The organism is Agromyces sp. P1_H4, assembly GCF_056405255.1.
In genome coordinates this window covers 1-18,449 of the sequence record NZ_JBFUCL010000028.1, presented here as the reverse complement: position 1 = coordinate 18,449, position 18,449 = coordinate 1, and the positions used below count along the sequence as shown (strand labels likewise).

Sequence of the window (18,449 nt, the reverse complement as noted above, 5' to 3'; positions counted from 1 at the left end):
GTTCTCCCTCGACGCCTCGGCGCAGGAGATCATCTGGGTCGTGGRCCCGGTCGTGACGACGTTCGTGGCGACGCAGGTCGGCACCGTCTGGGCCATCCTGCTCGCCGCCGCCATGATGGTCATCGGCGGCGTCTGGTTCATCTCGTCGCCCGAGCTCGGTCGCGTGCGGATCCCCCGTTCCAAGCGTCGCTTCGGCGCGGTGCTGGCCCGACCGGCCGTCATGCTGGCCACCATCGTCGGCTTCCTGCTCATCGGCGCGTGCGCCGCGGTCGAGGCGGGGGTCGTCGCCGCGTTCGGCCACGACGGCGCCGAGGCCGGCATCGTGCTCGCCGTCTTCTCCGTCGGATCGCTCGCCGGCGGGCTCTTCCTCGGGCACGTCCCCATCGGGCCGTGGGCCACGGCCCGCCGCCTCTTCATCGTGTTCGTCGGCGTCGCGCTCGCGGCGTTCGCCATGGACTTCTGGTGGCTCGCGATCACGCTCTTCATCGCGGGCATCGGCATCGCCCCCGCACTCGCCGTGCTGTTCGCCATCGTGTCGGCGAGCGTGAAGTTCAGCGACACCGCAGAGGCCTACGGCTGGGTCGGCACCGGCCAGCTCATCGGCGCGGCGCTCGGCTCGGCGCTCGCCGGGTTCCTGATCGACGGGTCCGGGGCGCAGGGCGCGTTCTGGGCCGCATCCGGGTTGGCGTTCCTCGGCGTCGTCGCCGCCGTCATCGGCCGCCCGTGGCATCCGGACCTGCGTGGCCGCGATGCCAGCCCGATCCCCGACACCGAACCGGTGCCGCTGCAACCCAGTTGAGAGGAATCCGGATGCCCCAGCCCGTCGCCCCCGCCCCGACGCTGTCGCTCGACGACGGCGCCATGATCCCGCAGCTCGGCCTGGGACTGTACAAGGTGCCGGCCGGCGATGCGGAGGCGCTCAGCCGTACCGCGATCGACCTCGGGTACCGGCACCTCGACACGGCCGCGTTCTACGCGAACGAGGCGGAGGTGGGGCGCGCGGTGCGCGGGGCGCCCGTGGCGCGGGAGGAGCTCTTCGTCACCACCAAGGTCTGGAAGGACGACAACGGCTTCGACACCACGCTGCGCGCCTTCGACGCGAGCATGGACCGGCTCGGCCTCGACTCGCTCGACCTTTACCTCATCCACTGGCCGGTGCCGTCGACCGACCGCTATGTCGACACGTGGCGAGCGCTGATCCGGCTGCAGGAGGAGGGCCGCGTCGGATCCATCGGCGTGGCGAACTTCCATCCCCACCACATCGAGCGCCTCGTCGCCGAGACCGGGGTCGCGCCCGTCGTGAACCAGGTGGAGCTGCATCCGTGGCTGCCCCAGGCGGCGGTGCGCGAGTTCGATGCGGCACGCGGCATCCGCACCGAGGCGTGGTCGCCCCTCGCACGCGGCCGGGTGCTCGGCACGCCGCTGCTCGACGACCTCGCCGACAAGCACGGGCGCACGCCGGCGCAGATCGTGCTGCGCTGGCACGTCGAGCTCGGCAATGTCGTCATCCCGAAGGCGTCGTCGGCAGCGCGGCTGCGCGAGAACCTCGACGTCTTCGACTTCGCGCTCGACGACGAGGACCTCGCGGCGCTGGCCACGCTCGCGACCGGCGAGCGCACCGGACGCGACCCCGACCTCGACTGAGCCGCAATCCGATCGTGACCCGACTCCCAGCACGGGTCCAGACATCGCATTCCTGCCCGGCAATACAGTGAGCCCATGAGACGACTCGCACCCGCGGCGGCGGCCGCCGCGATCACCGCACTGCTCCTCTCCGGATGCTCGATGGGCGCGAACGACTCCACCGCGCCGATGGTCGAGGCCCCCGCCGGTCCCGTCGCACCCCAGCCGGGCGAGGTGCAGGACCAGTCAGCAGATCAGTCGGCGGAGTCGGCGAAGTCGCCCGCGTCGGCCGCCGACGCCGATTCGGCCGACCGCAGCGTCATCACCACCGGCTGGGCCTCGATCACCGTCGACGACCCCATCGCCGCCGCGGAGGATGCCGCGACCATCGCCGAGGACGCCGGCGGCCGCGTCGACAACCGCTCCGAGAGCCCCGGCACCGACGCGCAGCCGCCCAGCGCATCGCTCACGCTGCGAGTGCCGTCCGACCAGGTTGACGACGTGGTCGACGAGCTGCGGACGCTCGGCACCGTCAACTCGGTGTCCATGAACGCGTCGGATGTCACGCAGCAGCGCCAGGACCTCGACGCCCGCATCGAGGCCCTCACCGTGTCGGTCGACCGCCTCACGCAGCTGCTCGCCACCGCCACGACGGTGACCGACCTCATCGCCATCGAGTCGGAGCTGACCACCCGGCAGGCGGAGCTGGACAGCCTCACCCAGCAGCGGGACTCGCTCGTCGACCAGATCGACTACGCCACGATCGGCCTCGAGCTCGTGACCGCGGCGGCCGCGCCCGACCCCCAGCCCGACGATTTCTGGAGCGGCATCGTGGTCGGCTGGAACGCCCTCGTCGGCTTCGCCGCGTGGCTCGGGGTGGCGATCGGCGTGGCCCTGCCGTGGCTGCTCGCCGCGCTCGTCACGGGCGCCGTCGTCATCCTCATCGTCGTGCTGACCACCCGCCGCCGGCGGCCGGCCGATGACGCGGCGGCCGCCCCGCGCCACGACTCCCCCGAGGCGTAGTCTGGCGTCGTGAGCGCGACGCCAGACTCCGTCCTCGACGACGAACTCCTCGAACGGGTGCGCGAGCGCGCCGCCGGATACGACCGCGACAACGCGTTCTTCGACGCGGACCTCGCCGACCTCCGCGAAGCCGGGTACCTCACGGCCCTCGTGCCCGAGGAGTACGGCGGGCTCGGCTGGAGCTTCGAGGACGCCGTGCGCGCGCAGGGGCRCCTGGCCGGCGCGGCGCCTGCCACCGCACTCGCCGTGAACATGCACCTCGTGTGGACCGGCGTCGCGAAGATCCTCCGCGACCGGGGCGACGACACGCTCGACTTCCTGCTTCGCGAGGCCGGTGCCGGCGAGGTGTTCGGGTTCGGCATCAGCGAGGCCGGCAACGACCTCATGCTGTTCGGGTCGCGCACCGCGGCCGAACCGCAGCCGGGCGGCGGCTACCGGTTCAGCGGGCGCAAGATCTTCACCTCGCTCTCTCCGGCGTGGACGAGGCTCGGCACGATGGGCCTCGACACGTCGTCGGCCGATGCACCGAAGATCGTCTACGGGTTCATCGATCGGGAGGATCCCGACATCCGGATCCTCGACGACTGGGACACCCTGGGCATGCGTGCGTCGCAGAGCCGCACGACGGTGCTCGACGGCGCGTTCGCGGCGCCCGACCGCATCGTGCGACGCCTCGACCCCGGCCCGAACGCCGACCCCCTCATCTTCGGCATCTTCGCGAGCTTCGAACTGCTCCTCGCCGCGGTGTACTCCGGGATCGGCGCCCGCGCGCTCGACCTCGCGGTCGCCGCCGCGCACCGGCGCACCTCGATGAAGCGCGACGGCGCCCCGCTCGCGCAGGATCCCGACATCCGGTGGCGGGTCGCCGACGCGGCGATCGCCCAGGACGCGATCGAGCCGCAGCTGCTGGCCATCGCCCGGGACCTCGACGGGCTCGTCGACCACGGTTCCCGCTGGTTCGCCAAGCTGGTCGGCCTGAAGGTGCGCGCGACGGAGACGGCGAAGCACGTCGTCGACCAGGCCGTGCGCGTGTCGGGCGGCTCGTCGTACTTCACCGGGTCGGAGCTCGGGCGGCTGTACCGCGACGTGCTCGCCGGCATCTTCCATCCGTCCGACGACGAGTCGGCGCACAGCACGGTCGCCAACGCCTGGCTCGGTCCCGTCGAGGGCTAGCGTTCGACGCTAGACTGGCGGCGCGGTGTCGATGCCGCGCCGAGCAGCTGGAGGTCCCTGTGAACGTCGTCGCCTTCCTCATCGCGATGGGATTCTTCGTCCTCGGCATGTGGCTCATGGGCTTCGCGTTCGAGGTGCCGGCCTTCCAGGCGGTCACGTTCTTCGGCGGCATCCTCTGCGTGGCCCTCGCCGTGGCGATCCCGGTCAACATCCTCGGTCGCGCCGACGGCGTCTGACGGGTGACCCTCCCCCGTCGCGACACCCGCGTCACGTACCCGGGCGGTGCCCTCGAGGCGGTCACGCGAGCCGTCCACGTCGCACCCGTGAATGATGGCCGGCTGGCCGTCTTCACCGAGTCCACGAGCTTCCACCCGGTCGACGCCGCATGGCCCGACCAGCCCGCCGACGCCGGCGTCATCCGCGGCGCCGCGGGTGACGTCGTCGTGCGCGATGCCGTCGTCGCCGCCACCGACGGCGAAGCGCTGCACCTCGGCTCCGAGATCCCGGTGCGCACCGGCACCGACGGCTGGGTCTTCCTCGTCGCGCACCTCGTCGACGCCGACGCGGCCATCGCGGAGGGCGACGAGGTGACCATCGAGGCGGATGCCGCGACGCGGCGCGCCCTGTCGACCGGCCACACGGCCTGCCACCTGGCCTCGCTCGCGCTGAACCGGGCACTCGCCTCCCGTTGGTCGAAGCCGACCCGCGAGGATGCCCTCGGCAGTCCCGACTTCGATGCCGCGGCGATCTCCTCGTCGCGTATCCTGCCGAACGGATCGGTGGACCGCTACCGGCTCAACAAGTCGCTGCGTCGCGCCGGGTTCGACACGGCGTCGCTCATCGGAGATCTCGACGCACTGCAACGCGAGGTCGCCGAGCAGCTCGACGCCTGGCTCGCGACCGGCGGGGCCGTTCGGGTGGAGGCCGCAGGCGACGGGCTCACCGACCGACGCACCTGGGTGTGCGAGCTGCCCGACGGCACCGCGCGCATCGCGTGCGGCGGCACGCACCTCACCTCCCTCGCCGAGCTGTCGGCGATCGTGCCCTCGTTCTCGCTGGTCGACGATGGCGGGACCCCGGTGCTCGAGATGACGAACGAGGCCCGGCTCCGACACTGACGGGCCGGTGCCGACGACACCGTGCGGCGGGGTTACGATAGCGCTCGTGGGTATTCATATCGAGAAGGTCGACCTTCCCGGGATCGGCGTTCGCCACGACCTCGTCACCGAGGGCGGCCGGCGGATCAGCGTGGTCTCGCACCGGGACGGTGAGCGCGACCTGGGCGTCTTCGACGTCGACGACCCCGACGCCTGCCGCGACTCCATCCCGTTGAACGACGACGAGGCGGCGGCCCTGGCCGACGTGCTCGGAGCATCCGTCATGCTCAGCCGGCTGCAGAGCCTCAGCGACGAGACCGCGGGCCTGTACACCGAGCAGATCGCACTTCCGACGGACTCGCCCTACCTGAATCGCACGCTCGGCGACACGAAGGCACGCACGCGCACCCACGCGTCGATCGTGGCCATCGTTCGCGACGGGGCGATCATCCCCTCCCCCACGCCGGCAGAGCGGCTGCGCGCGGGCGACGTCATCGTTGGCGTCGGGACTCGTGAAGGACTCGACGGAGTAGCCAGGCTCCTCTCCAACGGCCCCGGCTGAGGCGGCCTGCATGCACGAGACCACGCTGCTCCTCATCGAAGTCGGCGCGCTGCTTCTCGGCATGAGCCTGCTCGGGCGTCTCGCCCTCCTCATCGGCATCTCGCCGATCCCGTTCTACCTGCTGCTCGGCCTCGCGTTCGGCGAGGGCGGGGTGATCCCGCTCGACGCGAGCGCGGAGTTCCTGCAGACCGGTTCCGAGATCGGGATCATCCTGCTCCTCGCCCTGCTCGGCCTCGAGTACACGGCGACCGAGCTCTTCACGAGCCTGAAGTCGGCGCGGCTGCCCGGCATCCTCGACGGCATCCTGAACGCCATTCCCGGCGCGGCCCTCGCGCTGCTGCTCGGGTGGGGACCCGTCGCCGCGGTGGCGCTCGCCGGTGTCACGTGGGTCTCGTCGTCGGGCGTCATCGCCAAGCTCCTGCGCGACCTCGGCCGGCTCTCGAACCGTGAGACGCCCGCGATCCTCGCCGTGCTCGTGATCGAGGATCTCGCGATGGCCTTCTACCTGCCAGTCCTGTCGGCGATCGTCATCGGGGTGAGCCTCCTGCAGGGCGCGATCTCGGTCGCGATCGCGGTCGGCGTCGTGGCGCTCATCCTCTACGTCGCGCTCCGGCATGGGCACATCGTGTCGCGGCTGTTCCCGGCCGACGAGTACGAGCCCCTTCTGCTCGGCGTGCTCGGACTCACCATGCTCGTGGCCGGGCTCGCCGCGCAGGTGGGCGTCTCCGCCGCCGTCGGCGCGTTCCTCGTCGGCATCGCGCTCTCGGGACGGGTCGCCGCGAACGCGAGCCAGGTGCTCACCCCGCTGCGCGACCTCTTCGCCGCGACGTTCTTCGTGTTCTTCGGGCTGACGAGCGACTCGTCGGGACTCGTCCCGATGCTGCTTCCCGCGGCCGCGCTCGCGGTCGTCACCATCTTCACCAAGCTCATCACGGGCGCCTACGCGGCCCGGCAGGCCGGGGTGGGCACCCTCGGCCAATGGCGCGCCGGCCTGTCACTCGCCCCGCGCGGAGAGTTCTCGATCGTCATCGCGGGCATCGCCGTGGCCGCCGGCGTCGCGCCCGCGATCGCCCCGCTGGCCACCGCCTACGTGCTGATCACCATCATCGCCGGCACGTTCCTCGCCCGGCTTCCGGATGCCGCGTGGTTCAGGGCCGCCGTGCGCCGCCGCGCCGCCCGGACCACCGCGGCGACCGGCTCGGCCTGACGCCGGGCGACTCAGTCGGCCGGATGCTCGGCCGCGGCCGCGGCATCCGCGCGGTCGGCGGCGGCGAGGAGATCGAGCTCGGCGTCCGCGGCATCCGCTGCCTCGAGGAGTTCGCGGACCCGGGGCACGACGAGCGTGGCGTACCGTTCGATGCTGCCCATCATCGCTTCGTGCGGCAGGGTGCCGTTCGAGTACTTCAGGTCGAAGCGCACCGCGCCGACCGTGCGCATGGCCGCGGCGATCTTCTGCGCGACGGTCTCGGGCGAGCCCGCGTAGAGGGCGCCGTTCGGTCCGGCCTCGCCCTCGAAGTGCTCACGCGTGACCGGGCCCCAGCCGCGCTCCTTGCCGATGCGGTCGATGATGACCTTGTAGTGCGGCCACAGCACGTCGAGGGCCTCGGCGTCGCTGTCGGCGATGAATCCGGGCGAGTGGATCGCGACCGGCTGCTCGGGATGCCCGAACTGGGAGAGCGCGCGGCGGTAGAGGTCGGCGAGCGGAGCGAAGCGCGCCGGGCTGCCGCCGATGATCGCCAACACGAGGGGCAGGCCGTAGTGGGCCGCACGCACCACGGACTCGGGGCTGCCGCCGACGCCGACCCAGGTCTTCAGGCGCCCGTGCTCAACGGGCGGGTAGACGAGCTGGTCGGTGAGCGGGGGCCGGAGCTCGCCGCTCCACGTGACGGGCTCCTGCGGCAGCAGCGCCGAGAAGAGGTTGAGCTTCTCCTCGAAGAGCTCCTGGTACTGCTCGAGGTCGAAGCCGAACAGCGGGAACGACTCGATGAACGAGCCGCGGCCGAGGATGACCTCCGCGCGGCCGCCCGACAGCCCGTCGAGCGTGGCGAAGCGCTGGAAGACGCGCACGGGGTCGTCGGAGCTCAGCACGGTCACGGCCGAGCCGAGGTGGATCCGCTCGGTGCGCCCGGCGATCGCCCCGAGCACGACCTCGGGCGCGGAGACGGCGAACTCGTGCCGATGATGCTCGCCGATGCCGAAGAAGTCGAGGCCCAGTCGATCCGCGAGCACCGCCTCCTCGACGACGTTGCGCAGCACCTGCGCGTGCGCCAGCGGGGTGCCGTCGGGCCCCGCCGTCACGTCACCGAAGGTGTCGAGTCCGAATTCGTAGCGCTGGGCCATGTCCTGCCTCATCTCCGCGTCTGCATGCGTACGCATCTTCCACGCCAACTCGCGTCACGCCGAGCGTATTCCCCAGAACCCGGCGAGCGCGCGGGAATGCCGAAGGGAGCAGCGGCGTTGGCGGATGATGTCGACGCATGCATCGGGCGCGTCGGCGAGAATGGAGGCGTGGACGTGACGGATCGGCCGGTCATCGGCATCTTCGGTGCGGGCAAGGTGGGCACTGCGCTCGCCCGGCTGCTCGTGGCATCCGGGTACGACGTCCTCATCGCCGGCTCGCCCCGACAGACCGCGCTCGACCTGCTCGTCTCGGTCGTCGCGCCCGGCGCGCGAGTCGTCACCCCCGCTGCGCTCGTCGAGGGCGCGGACGTCATCATCGTGGCCGTGCCGTTCGGCAAGGCCGGCTCCGTGCCCTGGGAGGACTTCGGCGGGCGCATCGTCGTCGACGCCATGAACTACTGGCCGCCGGTCGACGGGCACATCTCCGCCATCGACGACGACGAGCGGTCGACGAGCGAGATCAACGCCTCTCGCAACCCGCTCGCCCGGGTCGTGAAGTCGCTGAACCACGTCGGCTACCACGAGATGGAGGACGACGCGATGGACGCGGGGTCCCCGCTGCGCCGAGCCCTCGCCGTGGTCGGCGACGACGCCGACGCCCGCGCCGTGATCGCCCGACTCATCGACGACATCGGGTTCGACGCGGTCGACGGCGGACCGCTCGCCAACGGGCGGGCACTCGAGCCCGGCCATCCGGCGTTCGGCCGCGAGCTTTCGGCCTCGGAACTCGCGGCGCTGCTCTCGCCGGCGGCCCACCTCGCCGCCTGACCGGCCTCAGGCGGCCTGCGAGATGCGGACGGTGTTGCCCGACGGGTCGCGGAAGGCGCAGTCCCGGGGGCCCCACGGCTGGTCGATGGGCTCCTGGAGCACCTCGGCGCCCGAGGCCCGCAGCGTCTCGAACGTGGCGTCGATATCGTCGGAGCTGAAGACGAGCATCGGCAGGACGCCCTTGGCGAGCAGCTCCTGCATCGCGTCGCCGTCGGCCTTCGAACGGCCTGCGTGCGGCTCGGAGAGCACGATGCCGAGGCCGGGCTGGGCATCGCTGCCGAGTGTGACCCAGCGATGCTTCCCCGAGGCCACGTCGTTCACCACCTGCAGGCCGAGTGCGTCGCCGTAGAAGGCGATGGCCTCGTCGACGTCGTTCACGGTGATGTTGGTGTACTGGAGTGCGATGGTCATGGAGGCGACTCTAGGCCGCGCTCACGCCGTCGGCTTCTCCGATCCTGCTCGATGCGTTCCGCACCGGGCGGGTGTGCGCCTTGGCGACGCAGGCCGGCATCGCGTTGACGGCGTCGTGCTCCCGGCTGCGGTACGCCGACGGCGACTCGCCGACGATCTCGGAGAACCGCGAGCTGAACGACCCGAGCGAGGTACAGCCGACCGCCATGCAGGCGTCGGTGACGCTCACGCCGGCGCGCAGCAGCGCCATGGCGCGCTCGATCCTGCGGGTCATGAGGTAGCTGTAGGGCGTCTCGCCATACGCCGCGCGGAACTGCCGTGAGAAGTGCGCCGGTGACATGAGCGCCTTCTCGGCCATGGTCGGCACGTCGAGCGGCTTCGCGTAGTCGCGGTCGATGAGGTCGCGCGCCCGGCGCAGGTACACCAGGGTCTCGAGCTCCTGCGGGGTCATGTTCCCGACGCTAGCATTCGGCGCCGCGGTTGTCAGCGGTGCCCATGGGGGCCATCTCCTAGGGTGGAGCAATGCCCGAACCCGTGACCGTGCGCCCCGGCGCGCCGGAGCGCCTCGCCCGGATGGTGCAGCTGCCGACGGTGTCGGCTGAGCTGGCGCAGCGGGGGCCCTCCGACTTCGAGCGCTTCCGGGAGTTGCTCGCCGAGCTCTATCCCCTCGTACACGCGAACCTCGCATTCGAGCAGGTGACACCGCTCGGACTGCTGTTCCGCTGGCRGGGACGAGGTGACGGCGACCCGGTGGTGCTCATGGCCCACTACGACGTCGTCCCGGCCGTGGAGGCGGACGGCTGGACGTTCCCGCCGTTCGAGGGGCGCGTCGGCGACGGGTCGGTGCACGGGCGGGGCACGCTCGACGACAAGGGCCCGCTGCTCGTGCTGCTCGAGGCGGTGGAGAACCTGCTCGCCGACGGGTTCACGCCGGCCCGCGACGTGTACCTCTCGTTCGGCGGCGACGAGGAGAGCCATGGGGAGGCCGCCCGGGCCATCGCCGACCTGTTCCGCGACCGCGGACTCACACCCTGGCTGGTGCTGGACGAGGGTGGGGCGGTGGTCGACGCGCCGCTGCCCTTCGTGAAGGTGCCGGCTGCGATGGTGGGCGTGGGCGAGAAGGGCGTGCTGACCCTGCGCCTGGGCGCACGAGGGGAGGGCGGCCATGCGTCGGCGCCACCCGCGACGACGCCGACCGCGCGCATCGCCCGCGCCGTGCACCGGCTCACGCCGAATCCGTTCCCGAAGCGGATGCCGCGGTCGATGCGCACCATGCTCGCCACGTTCGTCCCGCACACGACCGGCGCCGCGCGGATGCTGCTCCGGGCGCTCACCGCCGTGCCCTGGCTCACCGCGCGCGTGTTCGCCCGCGTCGGCGGCGAGCCCTCCGCCCTCGTGCGCACGACCGTGGCGGCCACCATGCTGTCGGGCGGCACCGCCGACAACGTGCTCCCCGCGAGCGCGAGCGCGACCCTCAACCTTCGCATCGCGGTCGGCGAGACCATCGGCTCCGCGGTCGCGCGCGTACGACGGGTCATCCGTGACCGCGCCGTGACGGTGGAGGTCGTGGCGGGCAGCGATCCGTCTCCCGAGTCGCCGACCGACGGCGCGGCGTTCGCGGCGATCGTCGCGGCCGTCGCCGCGTCGTATCCCGAGGCGATCACCGCGCCCTACCTCATGATGGCGGCGACCGATTCGCGCTGGTTCCACCGGTTCTCACCGGCGGTCTACCGCTTCGCGCCGCTGCAGATGACGGCGGCGCAGCGGGTGTCGATCCACGGGGTCGACGAATGGGTCTCGATCGACAGCCTCGAACGCGGCGAGCGGTTCCACCGGGCGCTCATCTCCTCGCTCCCCGAGTGACCGATCGGGTCGGCCGAGTGAACGAACGGGACCGCCCGAGTGAACGAACTGGACCGCCCGAGCCGGTGCCGACCGGGACGCTCGACCCACTAGGGTGAATCCACCCCCACCCGAAGGAGCCCCGATGACGCGTGCTGCCAGACTCGGACCGGTCGCCGCCATCGTCGGCTTCCTCGCGTTCGTGGAGTTCACGAGCGGCATCCTGCAGGGCTACTACACGCCGCTGYTGACCGACATCGCCCGCCACCTCGGCATCCACGACGCCGACGTGAACTGGCTCGAAGGCACCCAGCTCATGCTCTCGGCCCTCGTCGTGCCCGCGTTCGCGAAGCTCGGCGACATGATCGGCCACAAGCGCATGCTGGTGTGGTCGACGGCCATCACCGCGGTCGCCTCCACGGCGCTCGCGTTCACCGACCAGTTCTGGGTGTTCCTCGCGGCATGGGCACTGCAGGGGTTCTACGTCGTGTGGCTRCCGCTCGAGATCGCGCTGATCTGGTCGCGCAGCCGGTCGGCCGAACGCCCCGCCGCGATGACGCGCAAGGCGGCGGGCCTGCTCGTCGCCGCCCTCGAGTTCGGGGCGATCGCCGGGGCGCTGGCGGCCGGCGCCCTGGCCGACGTGCTGCCGATGCAGGTGCTGCTGCTCATCCCCGCCGTCGCCGTCGTGCTGTGCCTCGTGGTCGTCGTGTTCGGCGTGAAGGAGTCGCCCGGGCTCGCCGGCGGCCGTTTCGACACGGGCGGCCTGGTGCTGATCTCCCTCGCGCTCCTGGCGCTCACCGGCGGGCTCAGCTTCATGCGCCTCAACGGCCCCGCCGACCTGCTGAGCTGGGCGCTGGTGCTGCTCGGCGCGCTGCTCGTGATCCCGTTCGCGCGGTACGAGCTCCGCCACGACGACCCGCTCATCGACGTCCGGATGTTCCGCTCCCCCTCGCTCTGGCCCGTCTTCCTCACGGCCGGCCTCTTCGGCGTGAGCGTCCTCGGGGCGCAGGCGCCGCTGTCGACGTTCGCGCGCACGGACGTCGCCGAGGTCGGGTACGGGCTCGGCGCCACGAGCTTCCAGACGTCCCTGCTCGTCGGCTCGTACGTGCTCTCGCTCGTCGTCGGCGCCATGCTGTTCCCGCTCGCGACCCGGTGGATCACCCCACGTGTCGCGCTCATCGGCGCCAGCGCGCTCGTGTCGCTCGGCTACCTGTTGTTCCTGCCGTTCCACGAGGGATACGGGCAGGTGCTCGCGAACATGGTCATCGCCGGCGTCGGCTCCGGCGCGCTCGTCGCCGCGCTGCCCGCCGCCGCCGCGGCGGCCGCCCCGGCGCACCAGACCGGCGTCGCGACCGGGCTCACCAACTCGGTCAAGACGGTCGGCGGGGCGATCGCGTCGTGCGTCTTCGGCATCGCGCTGCTCGGTGCCGCCGGCGAGGCCGCCACCGGCACCGCGGGCTCCTTCGCGGGCTACGTCACCGTCTGGCTGGTCTGCGGCGTCACCGCGGCCGTGGCGGCCGTGCTGCTGGCATTCGTGCCGAAGCTGGCGTTCTCGGATGCACCCGCCGTGGAGGGCGCCACGGTCGTACGCTGACAGGCAGTGCGCCACGCGAGCGAGGGAGCAGTCGATGACGGATGCCGCGGAGCTGGTCGCGACGCTCGAGGGGCTCGCCACCGTGGCCGAGCGCGAGAAGTACACGCGGTACTTCCCGCCCGACCCCGACGCGCCGTTCATCGGGGTGCGGATGGGGGCGGTGTTCGACCTCGCGAAGACCGCACTCGACCTTCCGATCCCCGAGCTCGAGACGCTGCTCGAGCGGCCGACCCACGAGGTGCGGGCACTCGCCTGCAGCATCATGGGCAAGTCGGCGGCGGCCGGGAAGACCACCGACGGGCGACGGTCCGACCTCTACGAGCTGTACCTCCGGCGGCACGACCGCATCGACCAGTGGGACCTCGTGGATCTCGCCGCACGAGACGTCGTCGGAGGGTACCTGCTCGACCACGACCGCTCGCCGCTGGCCCGCCTCGCGGCATCCGGATTCTGGCCCGAGCGCCGCACCTCGCTCGTGGCGACGTTCGCGTTCCTCAAGCGCGGCGAGCTCGACGACGCGTRCGCGCTCGCCGAGACGCTCGCCGCGGACCCGGAGCCGTTCGTGCAGAAGGCGCTCGGCTGGGTGCTCCGCGCCGCCGGCGACCATGATCCAGCCCGCCTCATCGCGTTCATCGAGCCGAGGGCGGCGACCATGCCGCGAGTGGCGCTCCGCGCCGCGATCGAGCACGTCCCCAAGGACGAGCGGGCGCGTCTCCTCGCAATCCGGTGAGCGGCGGTCGCGGCATCCGCCCGACCTCGTGCGGTTCAGGCGAGCGAGCGCTTCTGCCGTCGCCGGGCGCCGAGGTCGAGGAGGCCCACCGCGAACGCGACGGCGATGAACATCGCCACGGCGAGCATGCCGAGGGCGTAGGCGTCGTGGTACACGCTGAGATCGCCCGAGTCGGCGGTGCCCGTCTCGCGGTAGATGGTCGCGTAGAAGAGCGACAGCGTGACCGCCGTGCCCACGGCCGTGCCGATGCGCTGGCCGAGCTGGCCGACCGAGCCGGCGAGGCCGCCCTGCTTGACGGGGATGTCGGCCAGCGCGAGCGTCTGGTTCGGTGAGATCACGAGGCCTCCGCCGAAGCCCGCGACCACCATGGCCCCGGCCATCGCCCACGGCGTGATCTCGGGCGAGGTCAGGAGGGCGGCGAGCACGAGCAGCCCGATGCCGGCGAGCACCGTCGCGAGGCCGACGACGACGAGCGGACGGCCCAGGCGGTTCACGAGGTTGCCGCCGATCCACGACGACACGGCGCTCATGAGGGCGAAGCCGATGCTCACCATGCCCGCGAACACCGGCGCGAGGCCCAGCCCGTGCTGGAGGTAGAGCGTCGTCAGCAGGAACATCGACGGGGCCGCCGCGAAGTACGCCGAGGCGAGCACCGTGCCGTTGCGATACGAGCTCACCCCGAACAGGGAGAGCGGCACGAGCGGGTGGCGTCCGGATGCCGCGTAGTGCCGTTCCCACGCGACGAAGCCGCTCGCGGCGATGACGAACACGACGAGCAGCCACCACCGGGCGGGATTGTCGTCGGGCGACCCGGTGGTGAAGAGGAACGGCCACATCAGCGAGACGATCGTGACGGCGAAGAGCAGGAGGCCGACCGGGTCGAGCTCGAGCGGCCGTGATGACTTGGTCCTCGTGTCGGGGAGGAGCCAGAGCGCCAGCGCGATGGCGGCGAGCGAGAGGGGCACGTTCATCCAGAAGATGCCGCGCCAGCCGTCTTCCGGGCCGCCGATCGCGATCGCGAGCCCGCCGAGCGTCGGGCCGAACGCCGTCGCGATGCCGATCGTCGCGCCGAACAGGCCGAACGCCTTGCCGCGCTCGGCGCCCTGGAACAGCTGCTGGATCAGGCCGAGCACCTGCGGCATCTGGATGCCGGMCGCGACACCCTGCAACAGCCGCGCCACCAGCAGGAACTCGCCGGTCGGCGCGAGCGCGCAGGCCAGGCTCGTGACCGTGAAGAGGCTGAGCCCGATCACGAAGAGCGCACGGCGCGAGCGCTGGTCGCCGATGCGGCCCGCCGGCACGAGCGTCAGCCCGAACGCGAGCACGTAGCCCGACACGATGAGCTGCAGCTCGGTGGAGGTCGCGCCGAACGCAGACTCGATCGACGGCAGCGCCACGTTGACCTTCGTGAGGTCGAGGATCGTCAGTCCGGCGACGGCGACGCACACCCAGTACGCACGCCAGCGCTTCGCGTCCGTCAGCGGGATCGACTGCGTGGGCGTGGGCTGCGACATCTCGTCCACCCTACGCCCGGGTCCAAGTCGAACGGAGAACGGCCGGCATCCGAGTGGATGCCGGCCGTCGAAGTGGACCCAGGGGGATTCGAACCCCCGACCTTCTCATTGCGAACGAGACGCGCTACCAACTGCGCCATGGGCCCGAGCGAGAACGACTCTATCATTTCTCGCGGGATGGTTCGGACCACCCACGGGTGCCGGTCAGCCGGCCTGCCGGCGTCGTCGCAGCACGGCGTCGAGGTCGTCGAAGCCGGGCGCCGCGTCGTCGATGATGCCCATGCGGGCGTAGGGGCTGGCGGGTTCGAGCCGTTCGCGAGCGGATACCGCGGGCTCGGCCGGCTCGGCGGATGCCACGGCCGCGGGGGCGATCGACGGCACGGCCGGCTCCAGTCGCTCGACCCGGCGGGCGACCTCGGCGTCCAGCTCGGCGCGCTTGAGCTCGGCCGCCGCCTCGACCGAGGCCATCGCCATCGCCGCGATCGTGCCGCGTGAGAGGTGCAGCGGCTTGGGCAGCGGCCGCGGCACCCAGCCGTGGTCCTCCGCCTCGGGCTCGGCGAGCTCGATRGGCTCGAACGGCACGGACTCGGGCGCCGCCACCGGGGCTGCGGCGAGGACGGACGGCACGCGCACGCGCGCCAGGCGGGCGAGCAGGCCGAGCGCGACGATCACGCCTCCCGCTCCGACGCCCGCGATGAGGAACGTGGCGCCGAAGGCCGTGGCGACGAGGCCGACGACGACGGTGAGCAGCGAGACGAGGAGGAAGAGCGAGCTGAGTCCCCGGCGCCGGCGAAGCGCGCGTCGTCGGCGTGCGGCATCCGTCGCCGTCACCGGTGCCGGCGTCGCGCCCGACGGCCGATCCGTCACGGTGGACGAGGTCGCAGCGGGCGCCGTCACGACCGCGATCGGCTCGGTCGCGGTAGCCTGCGCTGCAGCCGCGAGCTCGCGAGCGGCGGTCGCGGCCTCCTCGGCCGCGAGGCGTTCGGCGATCGCGAGGAGCTCGGCGGCCTCGGCCTCGAGCCGGGCGGTCTCCTCGTGCTCGTGCAGGATGCGCTGCTGGACGGCGACCTCGCGGGCGGTCGCCTCGACGCGCACCTCCTCGGGAGTCTCGCTCGTCTCGGCGAGGATGCGGAGCGTCTGCTGCAGGCGCACGGCGTTGCGCTCGGTGTCGAGGTACTGCCGGCGGCGGAGCCAGCTCGGCAGCAGGTACGCGATCCAGAGCGCGGCGGCCGCCGCCACGAGCACGCCACCGCCGATCACGTCCATGCGACCACGCTAGGTCACGGTGGACGAATGGCTCGGCTGGTCGCGGGCGTGTTCAGCGATCGGCGACGTGGAGCGGGTACGCGGCCGCGGCTCGGTCTTCCGCCGGGATGCGCGCGGCATCCGCCGGCACCTGTCCGTCGCGCCAGCGGCGGAGGACTCCGCGCGGCACCTCCTCGGCCACCAGGGCGAACGAGAAGTGGTCCCGCCACTCGCCGTTGATGTGGATGAACCGCCGCCGCAATCCCTCGTAGCGGAACCCGAGCTTCTCGACCACGCGCAGCGACGGCTGGTTCTCGGGCCGGATGCAGATCTCCATGCGGTGCAGGCGCAGCACCGAGAAGCAGTGGTCGGTCGCGAGCGCGACGGCGGTGGGCGTGATGCCCCGGCCCGCGACCGACTGCGACACCCAGTAGCCGATGGTCGCCGACGACAGCGACCCGAACGTGATGGACGACACGTTCAACTGCCCCACCAGTTCACCGTCGAGCTCGATGACGAACGGCAGCGCGTGGCCGGTGCGGGCGTGGGCCAGGAGGTTCCGGATGCTGGCCCGCGTGTCGATGAACGACCCGCCGCCCGGGTACGTGGCCTCCCACTGCCGGAGCCAGCCGCGATTGTCGAGCAGCACGCGCTCGAGCGCCTTCGCGTCGCGCGCGCGGATCGGCCGCAGGGTGACGTCCGCGTCACGCAGCGTGGGGATCGCGGCCGTCGCCATGGATCAGCTCCGGCCGAAGCCGGCGACGTAGTCGACCAGCCAGGGCTTCAGCTCGGGACCGAGGTCGTCGCGGTCGGCGGCGAGCTGCACGACCGCCTTGATGTAGTCGAGCTTGTCGCCCGTGTCGTAGCGGCGCCCGCGGAACACCACGCCGTACACGCCGCCGGTGCCCTCGACGTCGGCCGCCATCTCCATGAGCGCGTCGGTGAGCTGGATCTCGCCGCCCTTGCCCGGCTCGGTGTGCTCGAGCACGTCGAACACCTCGGGCTTCAGCACGTAGCGTCCGATCACGGCGTAGTTCGACGGCGCGACGTCCTTCGCGGGCTTCTCGACGAGCCCGGTGACCCGGACGACGTCGGGGTCGTCGGTGGGCTCCACGGCGGCCGCGCCGTAGAGGTGGATCGAGTCGGGGTCGACCTCGAGGAGCGCGACGATGGTCGCACCGCGCTTGTCGTGCTCGTCGAGCATGCGGGTGAGCAGCGGATCGCGCGCGTCGATGAGGTCGTCGCCGAGGAGCACCGCGAACGACTCGTCGCCGACGTGCTTGCGCGCACGCAGCACGGCGTGGCCGAGGCCCTTGGGGTCGCCCTGGCGCACGAAGTGCACGTCGGCGAGGTCGCTCGACTCCTGCACCGTCGAGAGCTTCGCTCCGTCGCCCTTCTCCTCGAGGGTGTGCTCGAGCTCCGCGACGCGGTCGAAGTGGTTGGCGAGCGCGTTCTTGTTGCGACCGATGATCATGAGCACGTCGTCGAGCCCGGCCGCGACGGCCTCCTCGACGACGTACTGGATCGCGGGCTTGTCGACGACCGGGAGCATCTCCTTGGGCATCGCCTTCGTCGCCGGGAGGAATCGCGTGCCGAGGCCCGCGGCCGGGATGACGGCCTTCGTGATCCGTTGAGTCATGYCGACAGCGTAACCGGATGTCGCGACACGGCGCAGGGCCGACGCGGAGTCGCCGTCGTCCTAGGATGTCTGCCATGCCCGACGATCCGGACGTCCAGAAGCGCGTGCTGCGCGCCGAGCTCCGGGAGCGCCGCCAGAACATGCCGGCCCACGAGCGGGTGCTCGCGACGGAGGGCTTCACCGCGCGCCTCCAGGAGCTCGTCGGGTCGACCGACGCCGAGTCCCTGTCGTGCTACCTCTCGATGCCGACCGAGCCCGACACGCGGCCGTTCGTGAACTGGGCTGAGGCCCGCGGCATCCGGGTGCTGTTCCCGATCACCCGCGAGGACGGGCTGCTCGACTGGACGGTCGGCGAGGAGGAGGTCGAGACGCAGGGCCTGCACGGCGTGCCCGAGGCGGTCGGCGAGCTGCTCGGCCCGATGGCGATCAACGACGTCGACCTCATCCTCGTGCCGGCCGCCGCGGTCGACGTCACGGGCATGCGACTCGGCTGGGGCCGCGGCTATTTCGACAAGACCCTCGGTTCGATGGGAAAATGTCCCCCGGTGTACGCCGTCGTCTTCGACAGCGAGTTCGTCGAGCGGGTGCCGCGCGAGGTGCACGACCAGGCCGTGAACGGCATCGTGACGCCCACGCGCATCATCGCGTTCTGACCGGCGCACCACGATCCGGAAGAGTCACATGCCCACGTATTCCTACCGCTGCACCGAGTGCGACAACGCCTTCGACATCCACCAGGCCTTCACCGACGACGCCCTCACGGTGTGCGAGGTGTGCGGGGGTCGCCTCCGCAAGCTCTTCAACACCATCGGCGTGACGTTCAACGGC

Annotated in this window: 21 protein-coding genes and 1 tRNA gene; 14 read left to right on the top strand and 8 right to left on the bottom strand. The window is 71.8% G+C overall.

Annotated elements, in window-relative coordinates:
* From AC1DY2_RS03600 to AC1DY2_RS03565, 8 genes are all read left to right on the top strand, one after another.
* A partial coding sequence (locus AC1DY2_RS03600; protein ID WP_476761157.1) for an MFS transporter occupies positions 1 to 799 on the top strand: 799 nt, incomplete at its 5' end.
* Between the two features lie 11 nt (positions 800 to 810).
* Positions 811 to 1,644 (top strand): aldo/keto reductase, encoded by an 834-nt coding sequence (locus AC1DY2_RS03595; RefSeq protein ID WP_476761156.1) that lies wholly within the window; start codon positions 811 to 813, stop codon positions 1,642 to 1,644.
* Between the two features lie 75 nt (positions 1,645 to 1,719).
* Positions 1,720 to 2,646: a DUF4349 domain-containing protein gene (locus AC1DY2_RS03590; RefSeq protein ID WP_476761155.1), complete on the top strand. Its 927-nt coding sequence runs from the start codon at positions 1,720 to 1,722 to the stop codon at positions 2,644 to 2,646.
* Positions 2,647 to 2,655: 9 nt separating this feature from the next.
* A complete protein-coding gene (locus AC1DY2_RS03585; protein WP_476761154.1) occupies positions 2,656 to 3,819 on the top strand; it encodes an acyl-CoA dehydrogenase family protein in 1,164 nt (387 codons plus the stop codon).
* A gap of 59 nt (positions 3,820 to 3,878) precedes the next feature.
* Positions 3,879 to 4,055 (top strand): hypothetical protein, encoded by a 177-nt coding sequence (locus tag AC1DY2_RS03580; RefSeq protein ID WP_203230734.1) that lies wholly within the window; start codon positions 3,879 to 3,881, stop codon positions 4,053 to 4,055.
* A gap of 3 nt (positions 4,056 to 4,058) precedes the next feature.
* On the top strand, positions 4,059 to 4,937 hold the full coding sequence (locus AC1DY2_RS03575) for a metal-dependent hydrolase (protein ID WP_476761153.1): 879 nt from the start codon (positions 4,059 to 4,061) through the stop codon (positions 4,935 to 4,937).
* Positions 4,938 to 4,983: 46 nt separating this feature from the next.
* The gene (locus AC1DY2_RS03570) at positions 4,984 to 5,478 is read left to right on the top strand and encodes a cation:proton antiporter regulatory subunit (protein WP_476761152.1); all 495 of its coding nucleotides are present in this window, start codon (positions 4,984 to 4,986) and stop codon (positions 5,476 to 5,478) included.
* A gap of 10 nt (positions 5,479 to 5,488) precedes the next feature.
* Positions 5,489 to 6,685 (top strand): cation:proton antiporter, encoded by a 1,197-nt coding sequence (locus tag AC1DY2_RS03565; RefSeq protein ID WP_476761151.1) that lies wholly within the window; start codon positions 5,489 to 5,491, stop codon positions 6,683 to 6,685.
* An 11-nt stretch (positions 6,686 to 6,696) separates the two neighbouring features.
* Here the strand turns inward: AC1DY2_RS03565 and AC1DY2_RS03560 are convergent, their stop codons facing one another.
* Positions 6,697 to 7,818, bottom strand: a complete 1,122-nt coding sequence (locus AC1DY2_RS03560; RefSeq protein ID WP_476761150.1) for an LLM class flavin-dependent oxidoreductase — start codon at positions 7,816 to 7,818, stop codon at positions 6,697 to 6,699.
* Positions 7,819 to 7,986: 168 nt separating this feature from the next.
* Between AC1DY2_RS03560 and AC1DY2_RS03555 the strand changes: the two genes are divergently transcribed.
* Entirely contained in the window at positions 7,987 to 8,646 is a 660-nt protein-coding gene (locus AC1DY2_RS03555; RefSeq protein ID WP_476761149.1) for an NADPH-dependent F420 reductase, read from the top strand.
* A 6-nt stretch (positions 8,647 to 8,652) separates the two neighbouring features.
* On the opposite strand, the gene AC1DY2_RS03550 is transcribed toward AC1DY2_RS03555, so the two are convergent.
* Positions 8,653 to 9,057 (bottom strand): VOC family protein, encoded by a 405-nt coding sequence (locus AC1DY2_RS03550; protein WP_476761148.1) that lies wholly within the window; start codon positions 9,055 to 9,057, stop codon positions 8,653 to 8,655.
* Positions 9,058 to 9,067: 10 nt separating this feature from the next.
* Positions 9,068 to 9,508 carry a helix-turn-helix transcriptional regulator gene (locus AC1DY2_RS03545; protein WP_476761147.1) on the bottom strand — a complete coding sequence of 147 codons (441 nt, stop codon included), beginning with the start codon at positions 9,506 to 9,508 and terminating at the stop codon, positions 9,068 to 9,070.
* Positions 9,509 to 9,579: 71 nt separating this feature from the next.
* On the opposite strand from AC1DY2_RS03545, the gene AC1DY2_RS03540 reads away from it, so the two are divergent.
* The 3 genes from AC1DY2_RS03540 (at position 9,580) to AC1DY2_RS03530 (ending at position 13,223) form a co-directional block, all read left to right on the top strand.
* Positions 9,580 to 10,920 (top strand): M20/M25/M40 family metallo-hydrolase, encoded by a 1,341-nt coding sequence (locus AC1DY2_RS03540; protein WP_476761146.1) that lies wholly within the window; start codon positions 9,580 to 9,582, stop codon positions 10,918 to 10,920.
* Positions 10,921 to 11,044: 124 nt separating this feature from the next.
* The gene (locus AC1DY2_RS03535; protein WP_476761145.1) at positions 11,045 to 12,493 is read left to right on the top strand and encodes an MFS transporter; all 1,449 of its coding nucleotides are present in this window, start codon (positions 11,045 to 11,047) and stop codon (positions 12,491 to 12,493) included.
* Between the two features lie 34 nt (positions 12,494 to 12,527).
* On the top strand, positions 12,528 to 13,223 hold the full coding sequence (locus AC1DY2_RS03530) for a DNA alkylation repair protein (protein ID WP_476761144.1): 696 nt from the start codon (positions 12,528 to 12,530) through the stop codon (positions 13,221 to 13,223).
* A 35-nt stretch (positions 13,224 to 13,258) separates the two neighbouring features.
* On the opposite strand, the gene AC1DY2_RS03525 is transcribed toward AC1DY2_RS03530, so the two are convergent.
* From AC1DY2_RS03525 to galU, 5 genes are all read right to left on the bottom strand, one after another.
* Entirely contained in the window at positions 13,259 to 14,737 is a 1,479-nt protein-coding gene (locus AC1DY2_RS03525) for an MFS transporter (protein ID WP_476761143.1), read from the bottom strand.
* A 73-nt stretch (positions 14,738 to 14,810) separates the two neighbouring features.
* A tRNA-Ala gene (locus AC1DY2_RS03520) sits at positions 14,811 to 14,883 on the bottom strand.
* Between the two features lie 58 nt (positions 14,884 to 14,941).
* Positions 14,942 to 16,003: a hypothetical protein gene (locus AC1DY2_RS03515; protein ID WP_476761142.1), complete on the bottom strand. Its 1,062-nt coding sequence runs from the start codon at positions 16,001 to 16,003 to the stop codon at positions 14,942 to 14,944.
* Positions 16,004 to 16,055: 52 nt separating this feature from the next.
* A complete protein-coding gene (locus AC1DY2_RS03510) occupies positions 16,056 to 16,718 on the bottom strand; it encodes a GNAT family N-acetyltransferase (protein WP_476761141.1) in 663 nt (220 codons plus the stop codon).
* A 3-nt stretch (positions 16,719 to 16,721) separates the two neighbouring features.
* Entirely contained in the window at positions 16,722 to 17,621 is a 900-nt protein-coding gene (galU, locus tag AC1DY2_RS03505; RefSeq protein ID WP_476761140.1) for a UTP--glucose-1-phosphate uridylyltransferase GalU, read from the bottom strand.
* A 74-nt stretch (positions 17,622 to 17,695) separates the two neighbouring features.
* Between galU and AC1DY2_RS03500 the strand changes: the two genes are divergently transcribed.
* Positions 17,696 to 18,274 carry a 5-formyltetrahydrofolate cyclo-ligase gene (locus AC1DY2_RS03500; RefSeq protein ID WP_476761139.1) on the top strand — a complete coding sequence of 193 codons (579 nt, stop codon included), beginning with the start codon at positions 17,696 to 17,698 and terminating at the stop codon, positions 18,272 to 18,274.
* A 28-nt stretch (positions 18,275 to 18,302) separates the two neighbouring features.
* Positions 18,303 to 18,449, top strand: a 147-nt coding sequence (locus AC1DY2_RS03495; protein WP_476761158.1) for an FmdB family zinc ribbon protein, incomplete at its 3' end; no start/stop codon positions are given.